Annotated in this window: 15 protein-coding genes; 5 read left to right on the top strand and 10 right to left on the bottom strand. The window is 59.1% G+C overall.

The window, feature by feature from the left end; all coding sequences use genetic code 11:
• Nucleotides 1-13 precede the first annotated feature (13 nt).
• Together AC3CHX_RS08655 and AC3CHX_RS08650 are read right to left on the bottom strand one after the other, a co-directional pair.
• Entirely contained in the window at nucleotides 14-1,216 is a 1,203-nt protein-coding gene (locus tag AC3CHX_RS08655; protein ID WP_488643637.1) for a sulfotransferase family protein, read from the bottom strand.
• On the bottom strand, nucleotides 1,213-2,322 hold the full coding sequence (locus AC3CHX_RS08650) for a DUF1214 domain-containing protein (RefSeq protein WP_488643636.1): 1,110 nt from the start codon (nucleotides 2,320-2,322) through the stop codon (nucleotides 1,213-1,215). The genes AC3CHX_RS08655 and AC3CHX_RS08650 overlap by 4 nt, the downstream gene beginning before the upstream one ends.
• Before the next feature lie 218 nt (nucleotides 2,323-2,540).
• Between AC3CHX_RS08650 and AC3CHX_RS08645 the strand changes: the two genes are divergently transcribed.
• Nucleotides 2,541-3,008: an SRPBCC domain-containing protein gene (locus tag AC3CHX_RS08645; protein WP_488643635.1), complete on the top strand. Its 468-nt coding sequence runs from the start codon at nucleotides 2,541-2,543 to the stop codon at nucleotides 3,006-3,008.
• Nucleotides 3,009-3,119: 111 nt separating this feature from the next.
• Here AC3CHX_RS08645 and AC3CHX_RS08640 read toward each other — a convergent pair whose 3' ends face one another.
• Nucleotides 3,120-3,920, bottom strand: coding sequence for an SDR family oxidoreductase (locus AC3CHX_RS08640; RefSeq protein WP_488643634.1), 801 nt, complete (start codon nucleotides 3,918-3,920; stop codon nucleotides 3,120-3,122).
• A gap of 159 nt (nucleotides 3,921-4,079) precedes the next feature.
• Entirely contained in the window at nucleotides 4,080-5,585 is a 1,506-nt protein-coding gene (locus AC3CHX_RS08635) for an MDR family MFS transporter (protein ID WP_488643633.1), read from the bottom strand.
• Here AC3CHX_RS08635 and AC3CHX_RS08630 point away from each other — a divergent pair.
• Nucleotides 5,584-5,727, top strand: coding sequence for a hypothetical protein (locus AC3CHX_RS08630; protein ID WP_488643632.1), 144 nt, complete (start codon nucleotides 5,584-5,586; stop codon nucleotides 5,725-5,727). The genes AC3CHX_RS08635 and AC3CHX_RS08630 overlap by 2 nt on opposite strands.
• Here the strand turns inward: AC3CHX_RS08630 and AC3CHX_RS08625 are convergent.
• The 3 genes from AC3CHX_RS08625 to AC3CHX_RS08615 are packed head-to-tail and all read right to left on the bottom strand — an operon-like array spanning nucleotide 5,722 to nucleotide 8,627.
• Nucleotides 5,722-7,341 carry a FadD3 family acyl-CoA ligase gene (locus AC3CHX_RS08625; RefSeq protein WP_488644768.1) on the bottom strand — a complete coding sequence of 540 codons (1,620 nt, stop codon included), beginning with the start codon at nucleotides 7,339-7,341 and terminating at the stop codon, nucleotides 5,722-5,724. The two genes, AC3CHX_RS08630 and AC3CHX_RS08625, sit on opposite strands and share 6 nt — an antisense overlap.
• Nucleotides 7,342-7,354: 13 nt before the next feature.
• Nucleotides 7,355-7,534, bottom strand: coding sequence for a hypothetical protein (locus tag AC3CHX_RS08620; protein WP_488643631.1), 180 nt, complete (start codon nucleotides 7,532-7,534; stop codon nucleotides 7,355-7,357).
• A 52-nt stretch (nucleotides 7,535-7,586) separates the two neighbouring features.
• Nucleotides 7,587-8,627, bottom strand: a complete 1,041-nt coding sequence (locus tag AC3CHX_RS08615; RefSeq protein ID WP_488644767.1) for a 2Fe-2S iron-sulfur cluster-binding protein — start codon at nucleotides 8,625-8,627, stop codon at nucleotides 7,587-7,589.
• Between the two features lie 260 nt (nucleotides 8,628-8,887).
• On the opposite strand from AC3CHX_RS08615, the gene AC3CHX_RS08610 reads away from it, so the two are divergent.
• The 3 genes from AC3CHX_RS08610 (at nucleotide 8,888) to AC3CHX_RS08600 (ending at nucleotide 12,847) form a co-directional block, all read left to right on the top strand.
• Complete coding sequence (locus tag AC3CHX_RS08610) at nucleotides 8,888-9,877, top strand: flavin reductase (RefSeq protein WP_488643630.1); 990 nt, start codon at nucleotides 8,888-8,890, stop codon at nucleotides 9,875-9,877.
• 108 nt (nucleotides 9,878-9,985) lie between these two features.
• On the top strand, nucleotides 9,986-11,083 hold the full coding sequence (locus AC3CHX_RS08605; RefSeq protein ID WP_488643629.1) for an aromatic ring-hydroxylating dioxygenase subunit alpha: 1,098 nt from the start codon (nucleotides 9,986-9,988) through the stop codon (nucleotides 11,081-11,083).
• 18 nt (nucleotides 11,084-11,101) lie between these two features.
• Nucleotides 11,102-12,847, top strand: coding sequence for an FAD-binding protein (locus AC3CHX_RS08600; protein WP_488643628.1), 1,746 nt, complete (start codon nucleotides 11,102-11,104; stop codon nucleotides 12,845-12,847).
• 80 nt (nucleotides 12,848-12,927) lie between these two features.
• Here the strand turns inward: AC3CHX_RS08600 and ggt are convergent, their stop codons facing one another.
• The 3 genes from ggt to AC3CHX_RS08585 form a co-directional block, all read right to left on the bottom strand.
• Entirely contained in the window at nucleotides 12,928-14,652 is a 1,725-nt protein-coding gene (gene ggt, locus AC3CHX_RS08595; protein WP_488643627.1) for a gamma-glutamyltransferase, read from the bottom strand.
• Nucleotides 14,653-14,842: 190 nt separating this feature from the next.
• Entirely contained in the window at nucleotides 14,843-15,223 is a 381-nt protein-coding gene (locus tag AC3CHX_RS08590) for an Lrp/AsnC ligand binding domain-containing protein (RefSeq protein WP_488643626.1), read from the bottom strand.
• A 156-nt stretch (nucleotides 15,224-15,379) separates the two neighbouring features.
• A complete protein-coding gene (locus AC3CHX_RS08585; RefSeq protein WP_488643625.1) occupies nucleotides 15,380-16,522 on the bottom strand; it encodes a branched-chain amino acid ABC transporter substrate-binding protein in 1,143 nt (380 codons plus the stop codon).
• Between the last annotated feature and the right edge of the window lie 13 nt (nucleotides 16,523-16,535).

The following is a 16,535-nucleotide window of genomic DNA, read 5'->3' as shown; positions in this document are numbered from 1 at the left end:
TCTGAATTGCGATTTAACGCGCTGTAACCGCATCGGCCAGGATATGACGCTCTCGGTAGGCCGCGAAATCCCGCTTAAGTTGTTCCTCGCCAAAGCCGAACTGGGCCAGCGTGTAGTCGTGCGCCGCGCGCTGGTCGCGACGGTTCTCCGTCAGCCAGTTGTGTATGGCGCCCCGTACTTCTTCCGTCAATGCGATGCCGGCAAAGCGGTAGATCGACGCAATCACGCCGAACGGATCGGTGACGGTATCTTCAAACCGTATATCCAGAAAACTGCCTGCCGGCAGCGCAGCGCGCACCTGCATCGCGTGGTGCACCGCACGTCTCATGCGCGTGCTCCATTGCTGTCCGACCACTTTCGCATCCGGTTCATCGGCATACATTTTCCACAATGTATGCGCCATGCTGGCGATCGATGGAATGGTGTGCAGCGGATCGCGGTGGGTAAGGACGACTTTTGCTTGTGGGAATACCTTGAACAGCAATTCAAGGGTATGCAAATGCTGCGGTGTCTTGAGTATCCAGCGTTGCGCCGCGGGTTCGCCACGCTGCAGCTTCTGCCACTGCAGAAACTGCAGGATTTTTTTCAGATAATCGTAGACCGGGGTCTGATCCTGCCGGTCCAGCCAGGCGGTATAGCTTGGCACATTGACGTACGAGTCCATTGCGCACATGAACGAATGCTCCATCAGCATGAACTCTTCGTCGGCCTGCATCGCATCCAGCGGATGCATCGCCAGAATTTGCGGCATGTATTTGATCATCATATCGACTTCGTCGCGGGCCAGTGCAATACGCTTCCCCGGATCGTGCGACGCTTGACCCGGCAGTGGCGCCGGGTAGCGGGTCTCCCAGAATGCCGCAGAATAAAAGCGCGGATCGGCCGCCAGAGCGCGCTGCAACAAGGTGGTTCCAGTACGCGGCAGGCCGACGATCACGACCGGATCGTCGATTCGCTGCGTCAGAATTTCCGGGTAGCGCCGGCAGTAATCCTCGATAGCCAAACGGTTAACCAGTTGCGCGACAATTTTTTCGTGCATCAGCACCCTGCCCTGCGCCGAAAGGTTTGCCTCTTGCTCCAGCGCCGCGCACAAAACGGTCAACGCCTCCCGATAACCGCCGCCACCGAAATCGGCAAGGCCGCCGGAGCGTTCGATCGCCAGCGACATCAGGCCATCCACATTGAATTCAGGCGCTACTGCGATATTGGCGCTCATGCGGCCTCCTTCAGGGTATCCAGTTTGACGACGCGGGTTGTCGGGTGAGACTGCTGCGATGCGCCGACCCAGCGCAAACACATGGTTCCGTTGCCGTGTCCGGCGGTTTGCAGCCAGTTGGGCCGGCCAGGATCACGGTGGGCAAGCACCAAGGTCACCCCGCCGTCGTCGTTGTAATGCGCCGAATGCTTGTTGATACAAATATTGTGATAACGGTAATCGAGCGACTCCATCCAGTAATTGTCGATTTGCATATTCCAGAAATCACAATCAGGGACCGACGCCACGTCGATGACGAGCGCTTCGTCCGCGGCCAGCTCCCAATAGGAGTGGTAATAGAAAATATTCGGATCGCCGCCAGCCGCCTGGCATACCGCCTGGTCGGCCGGCGGAAGTTGATTGGTGTGCGCACGGTAGCCGGCCGCCCAGTCGGCGAAGATGCGCGCGGTGTTTTCAACAAAGCCGGCGGCGCGCAACAGTCCATTATGCAGAGCAAGCGGGTCCAGCGCTGCCGGCGCGTCGCTGTGTCCGATGCGCTCAATCCTCAGTTGCGCCGGCTTTTCAAGCTTGCGCTCAAGGAAGGTCTGCCGCACGATCAACGCATTGGTGTCTGGCGCCATTCGTATCCAGTTTCCCGGTTGTGGTTGCTGGCTCAGGATCAGCGCGAAGCTGCCATCCGGATTGATGTCGAGATGGCTGGCGTCGATGAAGCCGGTCTGCTCCATTTTCCCATCAGTCTCGTAACCGCCTTTCTGGGTCCCGAAACTCAAATACGACACCGTCCCCCGATTGCCGGCTACACGGTAGGCATGGTGGCCGTTCAAGCGCGCGTATTGATAAAAATTATCGGGATTATCGGCACCGATCTTCGCCGTCTCATGGGATGGCGAAAAGAACCCGGGAAACGCCGGATCGGAAAACTCCACGTGCATCTCGAGCGCTATGCGCAACAAGCGGCTCAGGTAACGGTAACCTTCGGCGCGGGTCAATGCGTCTTGCGGGGCTTCCGGCCTGAGAATTTGCTGGCCACTGCGTTTTAATGCATCGCAGAATGTTGCCCATGTTTCTCCGGAAAGTATTTGCGATTCGATCGAATCTGTTGTCACGTTGCGTCTCCTGTAGTCCGCACCTCGACGGCGCTTATTGGCAAAATCATTCCTGGCTGTTTGTTACTGGATATTCTCGCGAACACCATCTGATTTCACACAATAACAAGGGCAAGCACACCACTCTTCGTCCGATCGGATGAAGATCGGATCTCTGGTGGTTAGTAAGATATTTACGGCAATTCCACTAAGTGTCGACCATCTCTAAGGAGCCTTGCATGTCCGCTTCAAAATATCTTGTCACCTCGGTCAAAGTACAGATCCACGCGCCCGCATCCCTGGTATGGAAAGTATTGGTTGATCTCGAAAAATACCCGCAATGGAATCCCTACACGGTGCGGGTCGAATCCACCCTCAAAATGGGCGAACCTGTTAACCTGTTTTTACCCGATCCGACCCGACCTGGAGAATTGATTCACGTGATCGAACAGCTGGCAGCGTTCGATCAGCCGCAGCGACTGTCATGGGAGATGTCTCCGTCGGAAATTTCCCCTGACGCCGCACGTCGCGACCAATACATCGAGGTCACGAGCGAGGTCAGCTGCACGTATTACACCACCGATCTTTTCCTTGGGCCAACCGCACCCACCGTGATGGAGAAGCACGGGCCATGGGTCAAACAGGGCTTCGACGCGGTCGCACACAGCTTGAAGGCAAGGGCCGAGCAGTTATATGCCTTGGCCTGAACAGCCCCAACATCACGCAACGGTGCTTGTTAGCGTCTCAAGACTTGCAAACGTGCGCTGCTGAGATGTTTGGTGAGCGTGAGTGAAGAGGCGGCGTCCCTGAGTCCGTTCTCAAGCCTCAGGCAGATTCCACACCGCCGGCCAGTCGTCCGGCCGTAACAGGGCATCGGAGCCGCCATCCAGCCAGATGACCGAGCCACATATGAATCCGGCTTCCGGACCAAGCAGGAAGGCTATCAGCGCCGCGACCTCCTCGGGCCGCCCGGCGCGGCCCAGCGGCACCGGAAAGGCATCGAATGCGCGGGCGATGTCCGGGTCGCTGCGGCCCTCGGCAACCAGCGCCGTCTCGACCAGTCCGGGCGCGATCGCATTCAGGCGAATGCCGGCACCGATCCATTCTTTGGTCGGCGCATGGCGTCGCACATAACGTGCCACTGCCGCCTTGCTGGCGGGATACGTCAGGAGCGCGCCGACCTCGTTGGCCAGGGTGCAGGTGCGCGCTTCGTCCCCGCTCAGGCAAGCCTCGGCCAGCGCCTGCGGCCAGCCCGGCTGGACGGTGGCCGAGTTGGAACTGATCGCCACCACCGAAGCGTTGCCGGCGGCGGCCAGCAGCGGCCGCAATCCGGCCAGCAACACCGTCGTGCCAAAGTAGTTGACGGCCGCCACCTCGGCACCGCTTCGGTGCGGAAACCCGCCGATCCCGGCGCAGGTCACCAGGCCGTCCAGATGCGACCCGGCAAGTTCGGTGATGCCCTTGATGGCGAGCTGCCGTCCCTGCTCCGACCCCAGATCACACACAATGTCCGCCGCTTGCCGGTCGACCGTAAGCACCCGATGCCCGTCGTGCAAAAGGCGCGCTACCGTGGCCGCACCGATACCTGAAGCCGCTCCTGTTACCGCAATAATTCCCATTCGTCCATTCTCCTGAAATGCATTTGAATTCCGCTGTTGTGCCGCCCCGATCCCGCAACGGCGCAGCGGACCGGCAGCGCGCTATGCGTTGAGATTACTAGCGCAGATCGCGCGACTCATCCCCTGTTTGGACTATGCAGCAACCGACATGGCGCGCCGCTATTCCGTGGCGACATGCTCCACAATGGCTGATTCGCCTTTGCCCGGTAATTTGATCAGCAGCAAGAGCGGCATTGCCATCAAGGTCATCAGCAGCATCAGCCAGAAATCGTCCAGATAGGCGATCATTGAAGCCTGCCGGGTGATTTCTGCGTTCAGCATCGCCAGTCCCAGCGGATGCGCCGGACTATAGAAAGCCGCCAGCGCCGGGTCCTGCAATGCAGGATTGGCATACGTAATATGCTCTGCCAGCGCAGCGTGGTTGATTTGGGTATTCCGGACCAGTAAGGTTTGCACCAGCGAGATGCCGATACCGCTGCCGATGTTGCGAACCAGACTGAAGATTGCCGTTCCCTGCTGACGCAGCGCCGGATCCAAGGTGGCAAACGTTGCCGTACTCAGCGGTATGAAAACCAGGCCCAGCCCGATGCCCTGAATCATGCCCGGCCAGACAATATCGCCCTGTGACAGCTCCAGCGAATAGCCGCACATCTGCCATAGGGAAAATGCGGTAATTGCAAAGCCGGTCAACAGCAGCAAACGTAGATCCACGCGGCCGATCAGGCGTCCGGCGATGAGCATGGAAATCATGGTTCCCAGGCCGCTCGGCGCGGTCAGCAGACCGGCCAGCGCTACCGGATAACCCAGCAGATTTTGCAACAAGGCAGGCATCAGGACGCGTGTCGCAAACAGCACCATGCCAACCATGAATATGAACAGCAATCCGGTGACGTAGTTACGATTCTTGAGCAAGCGGTAATCAAAAAAAGATCGACTGGCCGGCGTGGCCACGGTGTGCGCAATGAAATAGCCCGTGGCGGCTGCAAAAACAAGCATTTCGATCCAGGTCTCCAGGGCGGAAAACCAGTCGTTCAGTTCGCCCCGATCCAGCAGCATTTGCAGCGCGCCGAGCGCCAGACTCAGGGTCGCGAAGCCAAACATGTCGAAGCGCATGCGGCGGCTGCCGGGAACATGGCGAATGTATCTGGCGATACCGTAAAACGCCATCGCACCTATCGGCACATTGATAAAGAATACCCAGCGCCAGTTGAATGCATCGGTGAGCCAGCCTCCCAGCGTCGGCCCGAGTATCGGCCCGAGCATGACCCCCATGCCCCAGACTGCCATTGCCGAGCCGTGCTTTTCGCGCGGATTGATATCCAGCAGGACGGTTTGAGAAAGTGGCACAAGGGCGGCACCGAACATGCCTTGCAGCAGGCGCGCCACGACAATCTGCGTCAACGAGGTGGAGACACCACAAAGTGCCGAGGACGCAGTGAAACCGGCAACCGATGCGAGGAACACCAACCTCAGGCCGAAACGGTCGCACAACCAGCCTGAAAGCGGCGTCGCGATTGCCGTCGCCACAATATACGAGGTCAGCACCCAGGTGATTTGATCCTGCGCTGCCGACAGGCTGCTTTGCATATGTGGCAAAGCAACGTTGGCGATGGTGCCATCCAGGCTTTGAATCAGTGTGGCCAGCATGATTGAGATCGTAATCATGCGACGATTGATGGCTGGCGCCTGCGTGACGGGTAGCGCAGGACTGGCGATGCTGCTCACCGGGCCAACTCCCGGATTGACGCCCGAGCTGGCCGGATACGGTAATGCGCGGCACTGCGGCAGCGCTGCGTTGCGCTCATAGCGCCGGCGTCAGGCGCGTTGCGGCAAGTTGCGCCAACTCCCGCTTGAGTACCTTATTCGAGGCATTCAGCGGAAACGCGGCAAACTCCAGCATATGACGCGGCACCTTGTAATTCGCCATACGCTGGCGCGACCAGGCCACCAGTTCCTCAGCGCTGAGCGCGCTGCCGGGCCGGAATATCACGCACGCGCAACCGGCCTCTCCCATCCGTTCATCGGGGATCCCGACCACCGCGACCTGCGCAATGGCCGGATGTTCGGCCAGCATGCGTTCAATCTCGGCCGGATAGCAATTGAACCCGCTGACGATAAACATATCCTTCAGGCGATCCGTGATGCGCAGGTAGCCGCGCGCGTCCAGCACGCCGATGTCGCCGGTGTGCAACCAGCCCTGCGCGTCAATCGCCTCGCGCGTGGCCGTTTCATCCTCGAAATAGCCGAGCATCACGTGGTAGCCACGCAGCAGTACTTCTCCGGGTTCGCCGATGGCGACGCTGCGCCCCTGCTCGTCGGCGCAACGGACTTCGGTGCCGGGGAGCGCCTTGCCGCAAGTGGTGGCGATCGTTTCCGCGCTATCGGATGGATCGCACAGCGTGGCGCAACCACCGCATTCGGTCAGTCCGTAGGCAGTCGTCACGTGCTGAAACCCGAGTTCTTCACGCATGCGCTTGATCAGGATCGGCGGCACCGTGGTGGCGCCGGTCACGGTGGCCTTGAGTGAACTGATATCAAACGAACGCAACTGCGGGTGCGCCAGCATGCTCAGGAACAACGTCGGCGGCCCGGGAAGAAAACTGATGCGCTCCTGCGCAATCCGCTGCAATACCTGCTCGGCATCGAACACCAGATGGGGAAAGACTGTCGCCCCCCGGATGAACGCCGCCACCCATCCGGCCTTGTACCCAAAGGTATGAAAAAACGGATTGATGATCAGATAACGATCCGCTTCATCCAGCCCCACCACCTTGGCCCATTCGCTGAAGGCGCGGATGGTCGGACCGTGCGCCGCCATCACGCCCTTGGGACGGCCGGTGGTACCCGAGGTGAACATCAGGTCGGCCATACTCCCGGCGCTCAGCGACTGTTCGCGCTCAAGCACGCGCGCCAGTGGAACGGTGTGGGCCCGGGCCAGAAAGGCAGTCCAGTCCATGTTGCCGCCGGCGTCGGCCGCACGGCTGTCCCGCAGGACCACTACATGGCGCAGTCCGGCAGGACGCAGGCCATCCAGCAGATCCGGATAATATTGCCCCAGGAATTCTCCGATACAGAATAAAACCCTGGCATGACTGCGTTCGAGGACGTCGGCCACCTCGGCACCCTTCATGCGAGTGTTGATCGGGACCAACACAGCGGCGGCGGCATGGATGCCACAGGCGGCGATAATCCATTCATGCAGATTGGGCGCCCAAATCGCCACCCGATCGCCCGCCTCCACTCCCAGAGCGATCAGCGCAGCTGCCGCTTGCTCGGTCCTGCGCACCAGGTCCGTGTAATCAATGGACAGCGCGCCATCGACGATCGCCTGACGCTGCGGAAACCGGCGGGCGGCATGGCGGATCATTTGCGGCAGCGTTTGCGGCAGATCGCCAGCTGTTTCATTCAGGAACTCAGGCATCATCCTAGATTCCTCAGTTGGACAGGTGCGAGTGTGCGTTTTTCCGGTCATCTGGCAAGGCGCGACGACGCGGCAGACTGCATTCTGCAAGGAGGAGCAACGCGGCCAGAGGGCCGGAAAAATGTGCAATCGCGCCTGTAGCGTTCTCACCCAATCGGTGCAGCTTATCGAACGAAAGAAAGTATGTGTTCATGTGGATTTCCAGACAAAAGTAAGCGGTCAACTGAGGAATCTAGGATTATTTATCACTCCGGAAACTTGATGCGTACACGGTCGCTCATCGGCAGCGCTTGACAACTCAGTGTCCACGCCTTGGCAAGATCTTTCTGGTCGAGTACATCGTTGTGGCGCAGGTGCACTTTGCCGTCGACCACCTGACACATGCAAGAGGCGCACATGCCGGCCTGACAGGAATGCGGCACCTTCAATCCGGCGCGCAAGGCGGCCTCCAGCAGCGTCTCGTTGCCAGCGCATTGGATGGTGTGCAGCACACCGTCCAGTGAAATCTCCAGTTCGGCGTTCTCAACGCCCGGCGCCGCAGTCGCCAATACAGCATGCGCATCTTCCTCATCCGGCAGCGAGACGAAGCGTTCGACATGGATTCTTTCGGATGCCATTTGGTTGCCCTGCAACGCCGCGACGGCTGCATCCATAAACGGCCCCGGCCCGCAGATGAACGCCTGGGCCTGATGCCAGGGTCTGGCGAGTTCGGCCAGTTGCGCCACCGCCGGCACGCCTTGTACGGCGTCCAGCCAGTGAATCACCTGTAACCGTGTCGGGTGGGCAGCGGCCAGCGCGTTGAGTTCCTCGCGGAAGATTACCGAGTGCTGGTCGCGATTCGCGTAGATCAGGCAGATGCGCCCGCTGCCGCCGGCCAAGGCCGCCCGCAGAATTGAAAATACCGGCGTCACGCCGCTGCCGCCGGCCAACAGCAAGAAGTCGCCATCCAGCGACCGCGCTGTGAAGACCCCGGACGGCGGCAATACTTGCAGCGTATCGCCGGCTTGCACCTGATCGCAGATCCAGTTCGAGCCGCGCCCGCCGTTCACCCGTTTGATGGTGACGCGCAGTGCATCATCGAGCGCCGGCGTGCTGGACATGGAATAGCAACGTGGCACATGCCGCCCCTGCAGCGGCAGCCGCAGCGTCAGAAATTGACCTGAGCGGTAGCGAAACACCTCGGCCAGAGCGGGCGGCACGTCGAACAGCAGCGACTTGGCATCGGGTGTTTCGTCGACAACTGCGCGCACGCGCAAGCCGTGATAGCGGGAATCCGGCGTACTCATAGGCCGATCCCGGTTCAGGCCGGCGGCCATTACCTCAACATCTTGCTCCACTACATCTCCTTGATCCGTCTTTAACACCCGGTATGGCCTGATCGTCTCATTCGCTGTCGTTGCATTCATCGTCTATCCGGACTAACAGACCGGCATAACAAGCAATTCCCTCCGAATAGTCCAAGTGAGGGATTTGCGGCGCTGTCATACCCGGCATGCTGTGCTTGTGCTGTGCATCGTCAATACAGCGAATAAGGAGACAACCAACCATGAATCAGCCGCGCATATTCGATCCAAAAGATTTCCGCAATGCCTTGGGCATGTTCGCCACCGGCGTGACCATCGTTACGGCGCGTGCCGAAAACGGCGCCGCCGTGGGGGTCACCGCGAACAGTTTCAATTCGGTATCTATGGAACCGCCACTGGTCCTGTGGAGCCTGGCCAAGAGCTCACGCAACCTGGCCGTGTTCAGTGGCAAACAACATTGGAACGTCCACATCCTGTCCAATCAACAGGAAACATTGTCGAACCGCTTCGCCCGCTCCGGAGCGGACAAGTTCGGCGGCCTCGAACTCGATCCCGGCATCACCGATGCGCCGCTCATTCCGGACTGCAGTGCGCGGTTTCAGTGCCGCACCATGTTCCAGTACGAAGGCGGCGACCACATCATCTTCGTCGGTGAAGTCATCGACTACAACCGTACGGAACGGCCGCCATTGCTGTATGTGACCGGAGGCTACGCACTCGCCACGCGCAAATCGGGCGCAGTGTCCACCGAAGCGCAAGCGAATGTTCCGGCGTCGCCTTTTTCGGAAGATATGCTGGGATACCTGCTGGGCCGCGCCCACTACCAGTTTCTGGCCGGGATCCGCCCCATCCTCCAGCAGCGCGAACTGTCCGACGCCGAGTTCTTCGTGCTGTCGCTACTCAGCGTGCGCGCCTCCTTGTCGGCGCAAGAGATCGCCAGGCATATGGCCTATACCGGGTTCGACATCGATCCGGCCGCGCTACAAGGATTATGCAAGCGCAACCTGCTGTGCCAAGAAGGCGACACCCTGGCGCTGTACCGGCTCAGCGCTGACGGACGCGATGCCATTCTGCACCTGCTGGCGGCGGCAAAATCGATCGAGGCCGACCTGATAGCCCGCATCGGAGAATTTGAAGCGGTAGCGTTGCGCAACCTGCTCAAGAGAATGATCCTCAGCAGCGATCCCGGCTTGCCAAAACTGTGGACCGCCGACGGGCAATCCACGGAATAGTCGTTCCGGAATCCCGGCCGCATATCGTCCAAACAGAGTATGCGTCCCACCCATGGATAGGGAACAATCGCGTAGGTCTATCCAATTGCGTCAAATTCAGGAGGAATAATGGCAACAACTAAAGATTACCGGCTCGGAGAATTCACTTTCCCACGCGGCTGGTTCATGATCGCCGACGCTGAAGAGATCAATACGCACAAGCCTGTGGCGCTACGCTTTTTTGGCAAGGATTTCGCTTTATATCGTGGCCGCGCCACGGGCAAAGTGGTGCTGCTGGATGCGTATTGCCCGCATATGAAAACCCACCTGGCCGCGCCCAACAACACCTCCTACGTGGTCATCGACGGTGGCGGCAGCAATGTCGAAGGCGACGCCATTCGCTGCCCTTATCATGCGTGGCGCTTCGGTCCCGACGGCAAGTGCGACGAGATTCCGAATCACCAGGGCCCGATCCCGGCGACTGCCTGCGTCAAGGCATGGACGGTGGTCGAGAGCATGGGTGCCATCTGGGTCTGGCATGACCCCGAAGGCGGCGCGCCGGAGTGGCAGCATCCGTCGCTGCCGCAGTGGGACGATCCGTCCTGGGTACGCTGGAAATTCGATCACCTTGGCATGTTGCAGCAACATCCGATGGAAGTGATCGACAACATCGCCGACTATGCCCACCTCGGCCCGATTCACGGTTCGACCGTCGAAAAGTACGAAAATGAATTTCTCGCCCATACCGCCATACAACGTCAGTGCGGACCGCATCGCACCTTGGTCGGCGTGGACGGTGTCAGCCCTGTCTTGCATACCGACACTACCTATCACGGCCCGGGTGTGCTGATTTCCCACCTGACCGGCCTGTTCGACGCGATCATGCTGATCACTCACACACCGGTCGACGATGGATCAATCAAAGTCTGGCACGCGCTGCTGGTCAAGTCGCCGGGAAACAACGCGCAAGTCACGTTGCCGGACACGGTTGCCGCGCGCCAGTTCCAGGCGGGTGCCCTGCAAGCCTTCAAGCAGGATTTTGAAGTCTGGAGCAGCAAGGCGCCATGCCTGAACGGCTTGTTCCTGCCAAGCGACGGTCCCTACATGAAGGCCCGCATCTGGTACAAGCAGTTCTTCAATCCGCGCGCACAAAAGCAAGAGTTTCTCGAACAGTGCGAGGGCGTATATGTGCCGCGCGGTGCGCTCCCTTACACCGCTGCAGCGTAGCTGCCGAGGAGCCCAGCAATGACAAATGCAATTGGCCCCGACTCGGCAACCTGGTTTTCGGCGGTAAAACGGCCCGATGTGGTAGCAGACGCAAACCTGCTGGAATGGGATGAGGAAGCCGATTTTGTGGTGGTGGGCTATGGCGGAGCAGGCGTAGCGGCCGCACTGCAGGCGGCAGAACAGGGATTGCAAGTGATCGCCCTGGACCGTTTTGAAGGCGGCGGCTCCACCGCAATGAATGGCGGGGTCGTGTATGCGGGCGGCGGAACGGCGATCCAGAAACAGGCTGCGGTGGAAGACGACCCGGAGCAAATGTTCAACTACCTGTCGGCAGAGACGCAAGGCGTTATCAGTGACGCGACACTACGCCGGTTTTGCGAAGAAAGCCCGGCGATGATAGCCTGGCTCATGGCCCATGGAGTACGCTTCAACAGCACAATTTACCGTAAGAAGACCTCTTATCCAGCCCTCAGGTATTTTCTTTACCATTCGGATAGCTCGATGTCATCCGCCCGCGCAGCAATCGCCAAACCGGCAGCGCGCGGACACAAGGTCTGGTCGCGGCACCACAACAAGACCGGCACCGGCTACGGCGCTGCGCTCTACACGCCGTTGATGGAGGCGGCGCTGCGGCTTGGTGTCAGGCAAATGAAAAACGCTGAAGTGCAACGCCTCATCCTGGACCAGAGCGGTCGCGTCATCGGCGTAAAAGTCCTTCAGTTTCCGGTGGGAAGCAGTGCGATTGCAGAATATGCGGGGTACCAGGCCAAGGCTAAAAAATATCTGCTGAAATTACCGCCGTCGTTTCCGGGTGCCGGCCTGATGGCGAAGATCGCCAATTACTATAGCCGCAAGGCCGAGGTCCTGGCCGGCATGCATCGGGTTGAGCGGACTATCCGGGCCAGGCATGGCGTCTGCCTGAGCGCCGGGGGCTTTATTTTCAATCGGGAAATGGTCAGTCACTACGCGCCCAAATACCAGGCCGGCATGCCGCTTGGCAATCCCGGCGATGACGGCAGCGGCATCCGCCTGGGGCAAACGGCGGGCGGCGCTGTCAGTCGCCTGCAGCATGTCAGCGGCTGGCGTTTTATCAATCCGCCCATGGCGTTCTCCAAAGGCATCGTCGTCAATGCCGACGGCGCCAGGTTTTGTGACGAATCGCTGTATGGCGCCACGCTGGGTTATGCAATGTGTGAGGAGCACAACGGCAAAGGCTACGTGATTCTGGACGCGAAACTATATCGTGAGGCCTGGCGCCAGGTCTTCAAGGACGAACTACTGCCGTTCCAGCGCGACCCGGCGATTCTGGCGCTCCTGTTCGCGCGACGCAAAGGATCGGACATTCGCGAACTGGCCAGGAAATGCGGCTTTTCTCCCGAGAAACTGGCAGCGGCGATTGCCACCTACAACCGGGCTGCTGACGGTCAACATCCCGACCCCTTCGCAAAAGGCAGGAAGGACATGTGCGCACTGACCGGCGGGCCGTTTTATGCGATTGACGTTTCGGTCACCAGCAAGCTGTTCCCGATGCCGGTACTGACGCTTGGCGGACTGATCGTCGACGAAGCAACCGGTCAGGTAAAACGGGAAGACGAAACCGTCATTGACGGGCTGTACGCGGCAGGCAGAACGGCAATCGGCATTTGCTCGCATCTGTATGTCAGCGGGTTATCTGCGGCGGATTGCATTTTTTCCGGACGGCGTGCCGGCGCGCATGCGGCTGCGTGTGCAGCAAACAAGGCCCGTGTGCAGGCCACAGCTTGAAGTAGTAGTCCAGCGCGGTTGACAAGAAAAAAGCAGCCGAAGCTGCTTTTTTCTTCGTGCCTGCGGCTGCGCCCCTGGCCTTAATACCCCAGAGCCAGCCCGGTATTCCGACGCGGATCGTTGGCGCCGTAGAACTTGTTCGCGCCGCGCGGCTTGCCGTTCAGAGACTGCGCGCCAACCAGAATGGCAGCCAAATGGTTTTCCGGCTGCGGCTCGCCCAGATTGTGCCCCATCCCGACCAGGATTTTTCTGGTGTCCGGGCTGATCCCGAAGGTCTCGACGTTGGTCACATCCGGCAGCCATTGCTGATGGAAGCGCGGTGCATCGACTGCTTCCTGGACGTTCATGCCATAGTCGATGACGTTGATGATGGTATGGAACACGGCCGTGATGATGCGGCTGCCGCCTGGCGTGCCGACCACCATGACCGGCTTGCCATCGCGCGTGACGATGGTCGGACTCATCGAACTCAACGGCCGTTTGCCCGGAGCGATGGCGTTCGCTTCGCCCTGCACCAGGCCGTACATATTCGGCACGCCGATTTTCACGGTGAAGTCATCCATCTCGTCGTTGAGCATCACGCCCGTCTTCGCCGCCGTGACCTTGGCGCCGAACCAGTCGTTCAGGGTATAGGTGACCGACACCGCATTGCCATCCTTGTCGACGATGGAATAATGCGTGGTGTTGTTCCCCTCATGCGGCGCAACGCCGGGTTTCAGGTCCTTCGACACAGCCGCTTTGGCCGGGTCGATGCTGGCGCGGATTTTCGCGGCGTAGCCCTTGTCGAGCAGGCGATCCAGCGGGTTTTTCACGAAGTCGGGGTCGCCCAGGTAGCTGTTGCGATCGACATACGCATGGCGCATGGCTTCGATCTGGTAATGAACCGCCTGCGCCGAGCGAAAGCCCAATTCCTTCAAGGGGTAACCTTCGACGATGTTCAACAGCTCGCAGATAACGACGCCGCCCGAGCTCGGTGGCGGTGCGGAGACGATGTGATAGCCGCGATAGTCGCATTCGACCGGCGCCAGCTCGCGCACCTTGTATTGATCGAGGTCGGCCTGGGTCAGGATGCCCTTGCCGCCCGCGCTCGATGCCACCAGGGCAGTGCCGACCGGTCCCTTGTAAAAGCCATCTGCACCATGCTGGCTGATCAGATGCAGCGTCTTGGCCAGGTCGTGCTGGACCAGCTTTTGGCCAGGCTTATACGGTTCGCCTTTGTTGAGGAAAATGGCGGCCGATGGCGCATCCTTGCGGAAGTCGCTGGTGGCGGTGAGCAACAGGTCGACATCGCCCTCGTCCAGCGTAAAGCCGTGTTCGGCCAATTGAATCGCCGGCGCAATCAGCGCGGCGCGCTTCATCGTGCCGTATTTCGCCAGCGCCAGCTCCATGCCCGCCACTGTGCCAGGCACGCCGACCGCCAGATAGCCGGTCGTACTGAGGCCCTTGACGACGTTGCCGCTGGCGTCGAGGTACATATTGGCACTGGCGGCGAGCGGGGCTTTCTCGCGGAAGTCGAGGAATTTTTTGCGTCCGTCAGCCAGTTGGATCGTCATGAAGCCGCCACCGCCCAGGTTGCCGGCGGCAGGATACACCACCGCCAGCGCATAACCCACGGCCACGGCGGCATCCACGGCATTCCCGCCCTTCTTCAACACATCAATCCCGACCTGGCTGGCGAGATGTTGCGCTGACACGACCATGCCGTGTTCTGCGGCCACTGGCGCCAGCGATGCCGCTTGCGCGGTGCAGCAACAGAGCGCGATGGCCGAGGCGAGCAGCGTCTGCCGGATTTTGTGGGTTTTCATTGTTTTAGTCTCCTTGAGTTGAGGTGGGCAAGATCAGTGCTCGGGAAAATCTTAATGGAAAACACCGATAATCTTACGCTGCCCATCCTTGTAGGTATACAGCGTCATCGCACCACTCTTCATGTCCCCGTTTTTCTGCCGGACTCTTCGACACCGCCTGCTTCGGCACAGACGACTTATGCAGAATCGCCTAAGCGGATATTGGGGCGCAGCCACGGTATGTACTCATCAATAATGGGCAGTTAGCGTGAACGCAATACGCCGACGATGTCATCCGCCGATTGATGCGGAAAATGATCGATATTTTTGTGTCCGGATTGAGTCTGATCGGCTCGCTTTCCGGAATAACCACATAAGTCCGCGCCGAAAGGACCTGCTCAATCGCCAACAGTCCTCCGAGAAAATGGCGGTATCCAGACATGTCCTCGATCCGCACTTTCAGCAAGAAATCGAAGTCTCCGATGATCCGGTACCACTCCACAATTTCGGATAGCACCTCGACTTTCCTCTTGAACGCGCTAAGCGTTTTGCTTTTATGATCGACCAGCGCCACTTGTATAAAAATGTCCATCCTTTCTACTCCTTGCACAACACTTGCTAAGCCACCCCTAGCGCCGACAAGCGTTGTTCAGGAGCGGCTAAAGCGGCAGGATCAAACAGCGCCGCTGCCCATTGCAGGGCGCTGATCAGATTAGAATTTGTGCCGCAAGATGATGTCGAATATTGATTATTTGGTGACGGCCAGTTGTTGGCGTTTGCCATCCTTGTAGGTGTAGAGCGTTAAAGTGCCTTGCTGCATATCGCCCTTAGCGTCGAAAGCGATATTGCCGGTGACACCTTTGTGATGAATTTTGGCTAGCTCAGGCAGGTACTTTGCCGGTTGAGCCGATCCCGCTTTTTGCATGGCCCCTGCCATGGTCATGACAGCGTCGTAGGCATATGGCGAATAAGCCTGGACATCGATGCCAAACCTCTGCTTGTAGGCCGCCTTGAAGTCATCAAGGCCCTTTTTCCCAGACTCTTCAACCCCACCGGCTTCCGCACAAATAACCTGGCCATTCGCCATGCCGTCGCCAGCCAGTGCCACCAGTCCTTCGGAACAGATACCGTCACCGCCCATAAACTTTGCGTTGATGCCCAGTTGTTTCATTTGGCGCAGCATTGGACCGGCAACTGCATCCATTCCGCCGAAGAACACCAGATCCGGGTTCTTGGCTTTGATCGCAGTCAGAATGGCGTTGAAGTCGGTCGCCTTGTCGTTGGTGAACTGGGTCGCCACGATGTTCACGCCAGCGCCTTTTGCACCTTTGCTGAACTCTTCCGCAACACCTTGACCATAGGCGGTACGGTCATCGATCACCACGATGTTTTTGGCTTTCAGGACTTTCGCTGCATAGCGGCCCAGGGTGCCGCCCAACTGACCATCGTTGGCGACCACGCGGAATGCCGTGTTAAAGCCTTGCTGGGTGTATTTCGGGTTGGTTGCTGATGGTGAGATTTGCGGGATGCCCGCTTCGAAATAGATCTTGGACGCCGGAATGGTGGTACCGGAGTTAAAATGACCGATCACGCCATTGACTTTTTCATCGACTAATTTCTGTGCGACGGTAGTACCTTGTTTGGGATCGCCTCCGTCATCTTCAGCCGCCAGTTCAAATTTCACTTTCTTGCCGCCGATGGTGGTGCCTTTTGCATTCAGTTCATCAATTGCCATACGGGCGCCATTTTGGACGTCCTTGCCCAAGTGAGCGACGGGACCAGTAATCGGGCCGACCTCGCCGATCTTCACTACTTCCTGCGCATGCAGAGCGCCTGCAAATGCGAAAGTAATAGCGCCAGCCAGTGGAATCATTTTCATTTTGAATTGCATCTCTCATCTCCTA

Source organism: Glaciimonas sp. OK215, assembly GCF_057787885.1.
This window is presented reverse-complemented; position numbering and strand designations above follow the sequence as displayed.

Coding starts and splice junctions, on each gene's coding strand:
- AC3CHX_RS08600 (WP_488643628.1), top strand. CDS start 11,102: ATGACAAATGCAATTGGCCCCGACTCGGCAACCTGGTTTTCGGCGGTA.
- AC3CHX_RS08630 (WP_488643632.1), top strand. CDS start 5,584: ATGCGACGATTGATGGCTGGCGCCTGCGTGACGGGTAGCGCAGGACTG.
- AC3CHX_RS08640 (WP_488643634.1), bottom strand. CDS start 3,920: ATGGGAATTATTGCGGTAACAGGAGCGGCTTCAGGTATCGGTGCGGCC.
- AC3CHX_RS08590 (WP_488643626.1), bottom strand. CDS start 15,223: ATGGACATTTTTATACAAGTGGCGCTGGTCGATCATAAAAGCAAAACG.
- AC3CHX_RS08655 (WP_488643637.1), bottom strand. CDS start 1,216: ATGAGCGCCAATATCGCAGTAGCGCCTGAATTCAATGTGGATGGCCTG.
- ggt (WP_488643627.1), bottom strand. CDS start 14,652: ATGAAAACCCACAAAATCCGGCAGACGCTGCTCGCCTCGGCCATCGCG.
- AC3CHX_RS08605 (WP_488643629.1), top strand. CDS start 9,986: ATGGCAACAACTAAAGATTACCGGCTCGGAGAATTCACTTTCCCACGC.
- AC3CHX_RS08645 (WP_488643635.1), top strand. CDS start 2,541: ATGTCCGCTTCAAAATATCTTGTCACCTCGGTCAAAGTACAGATCCAC.
- AC3CHX_RS08625 (WP_488644768.1), bottom strand. CDS start 7,341: ATGCCTGAGTTCCTGAATGAAACAGCTGGCGATCTGCCGCAAACGCTG.
- AC3CHX_RS08620 (WP_488643631.1), bottom strand. CDS start 7,534: ATGAACACATACTTTCTTTCGTTCGATAAGCTGCACCGATTGGGTGAG.
- AC3CHX_RS08635 (WP_488643633.1), bottom strand. CDS start 5,585: ATGATTACGATCTCAATCATGCTGGCCACACTGATTCAAAGCCTGGAT.
- AC3CHX_RS08615 (WP_488644767.1), bottom strand. CDS start 8,627: ATGAGTACGCCGGATTCCCGCTATCACGGCTTGCGCGTGCGCGCAGTT.
- AC3CHX_RS08610 (WP_488643630.1), top strand. CDS start 8,888: ATGAATCAGCCGCGCATATTCGATCCAAAAGATTTCCGCAATGCCTTG.
- AC3CHX_RS08585 (WP_488643625.1), bottom strand. CDS start 16,522: ATGCAATTCAAAATGAAAATGATTCCACTGGCTGGCGCTATTACTTTC.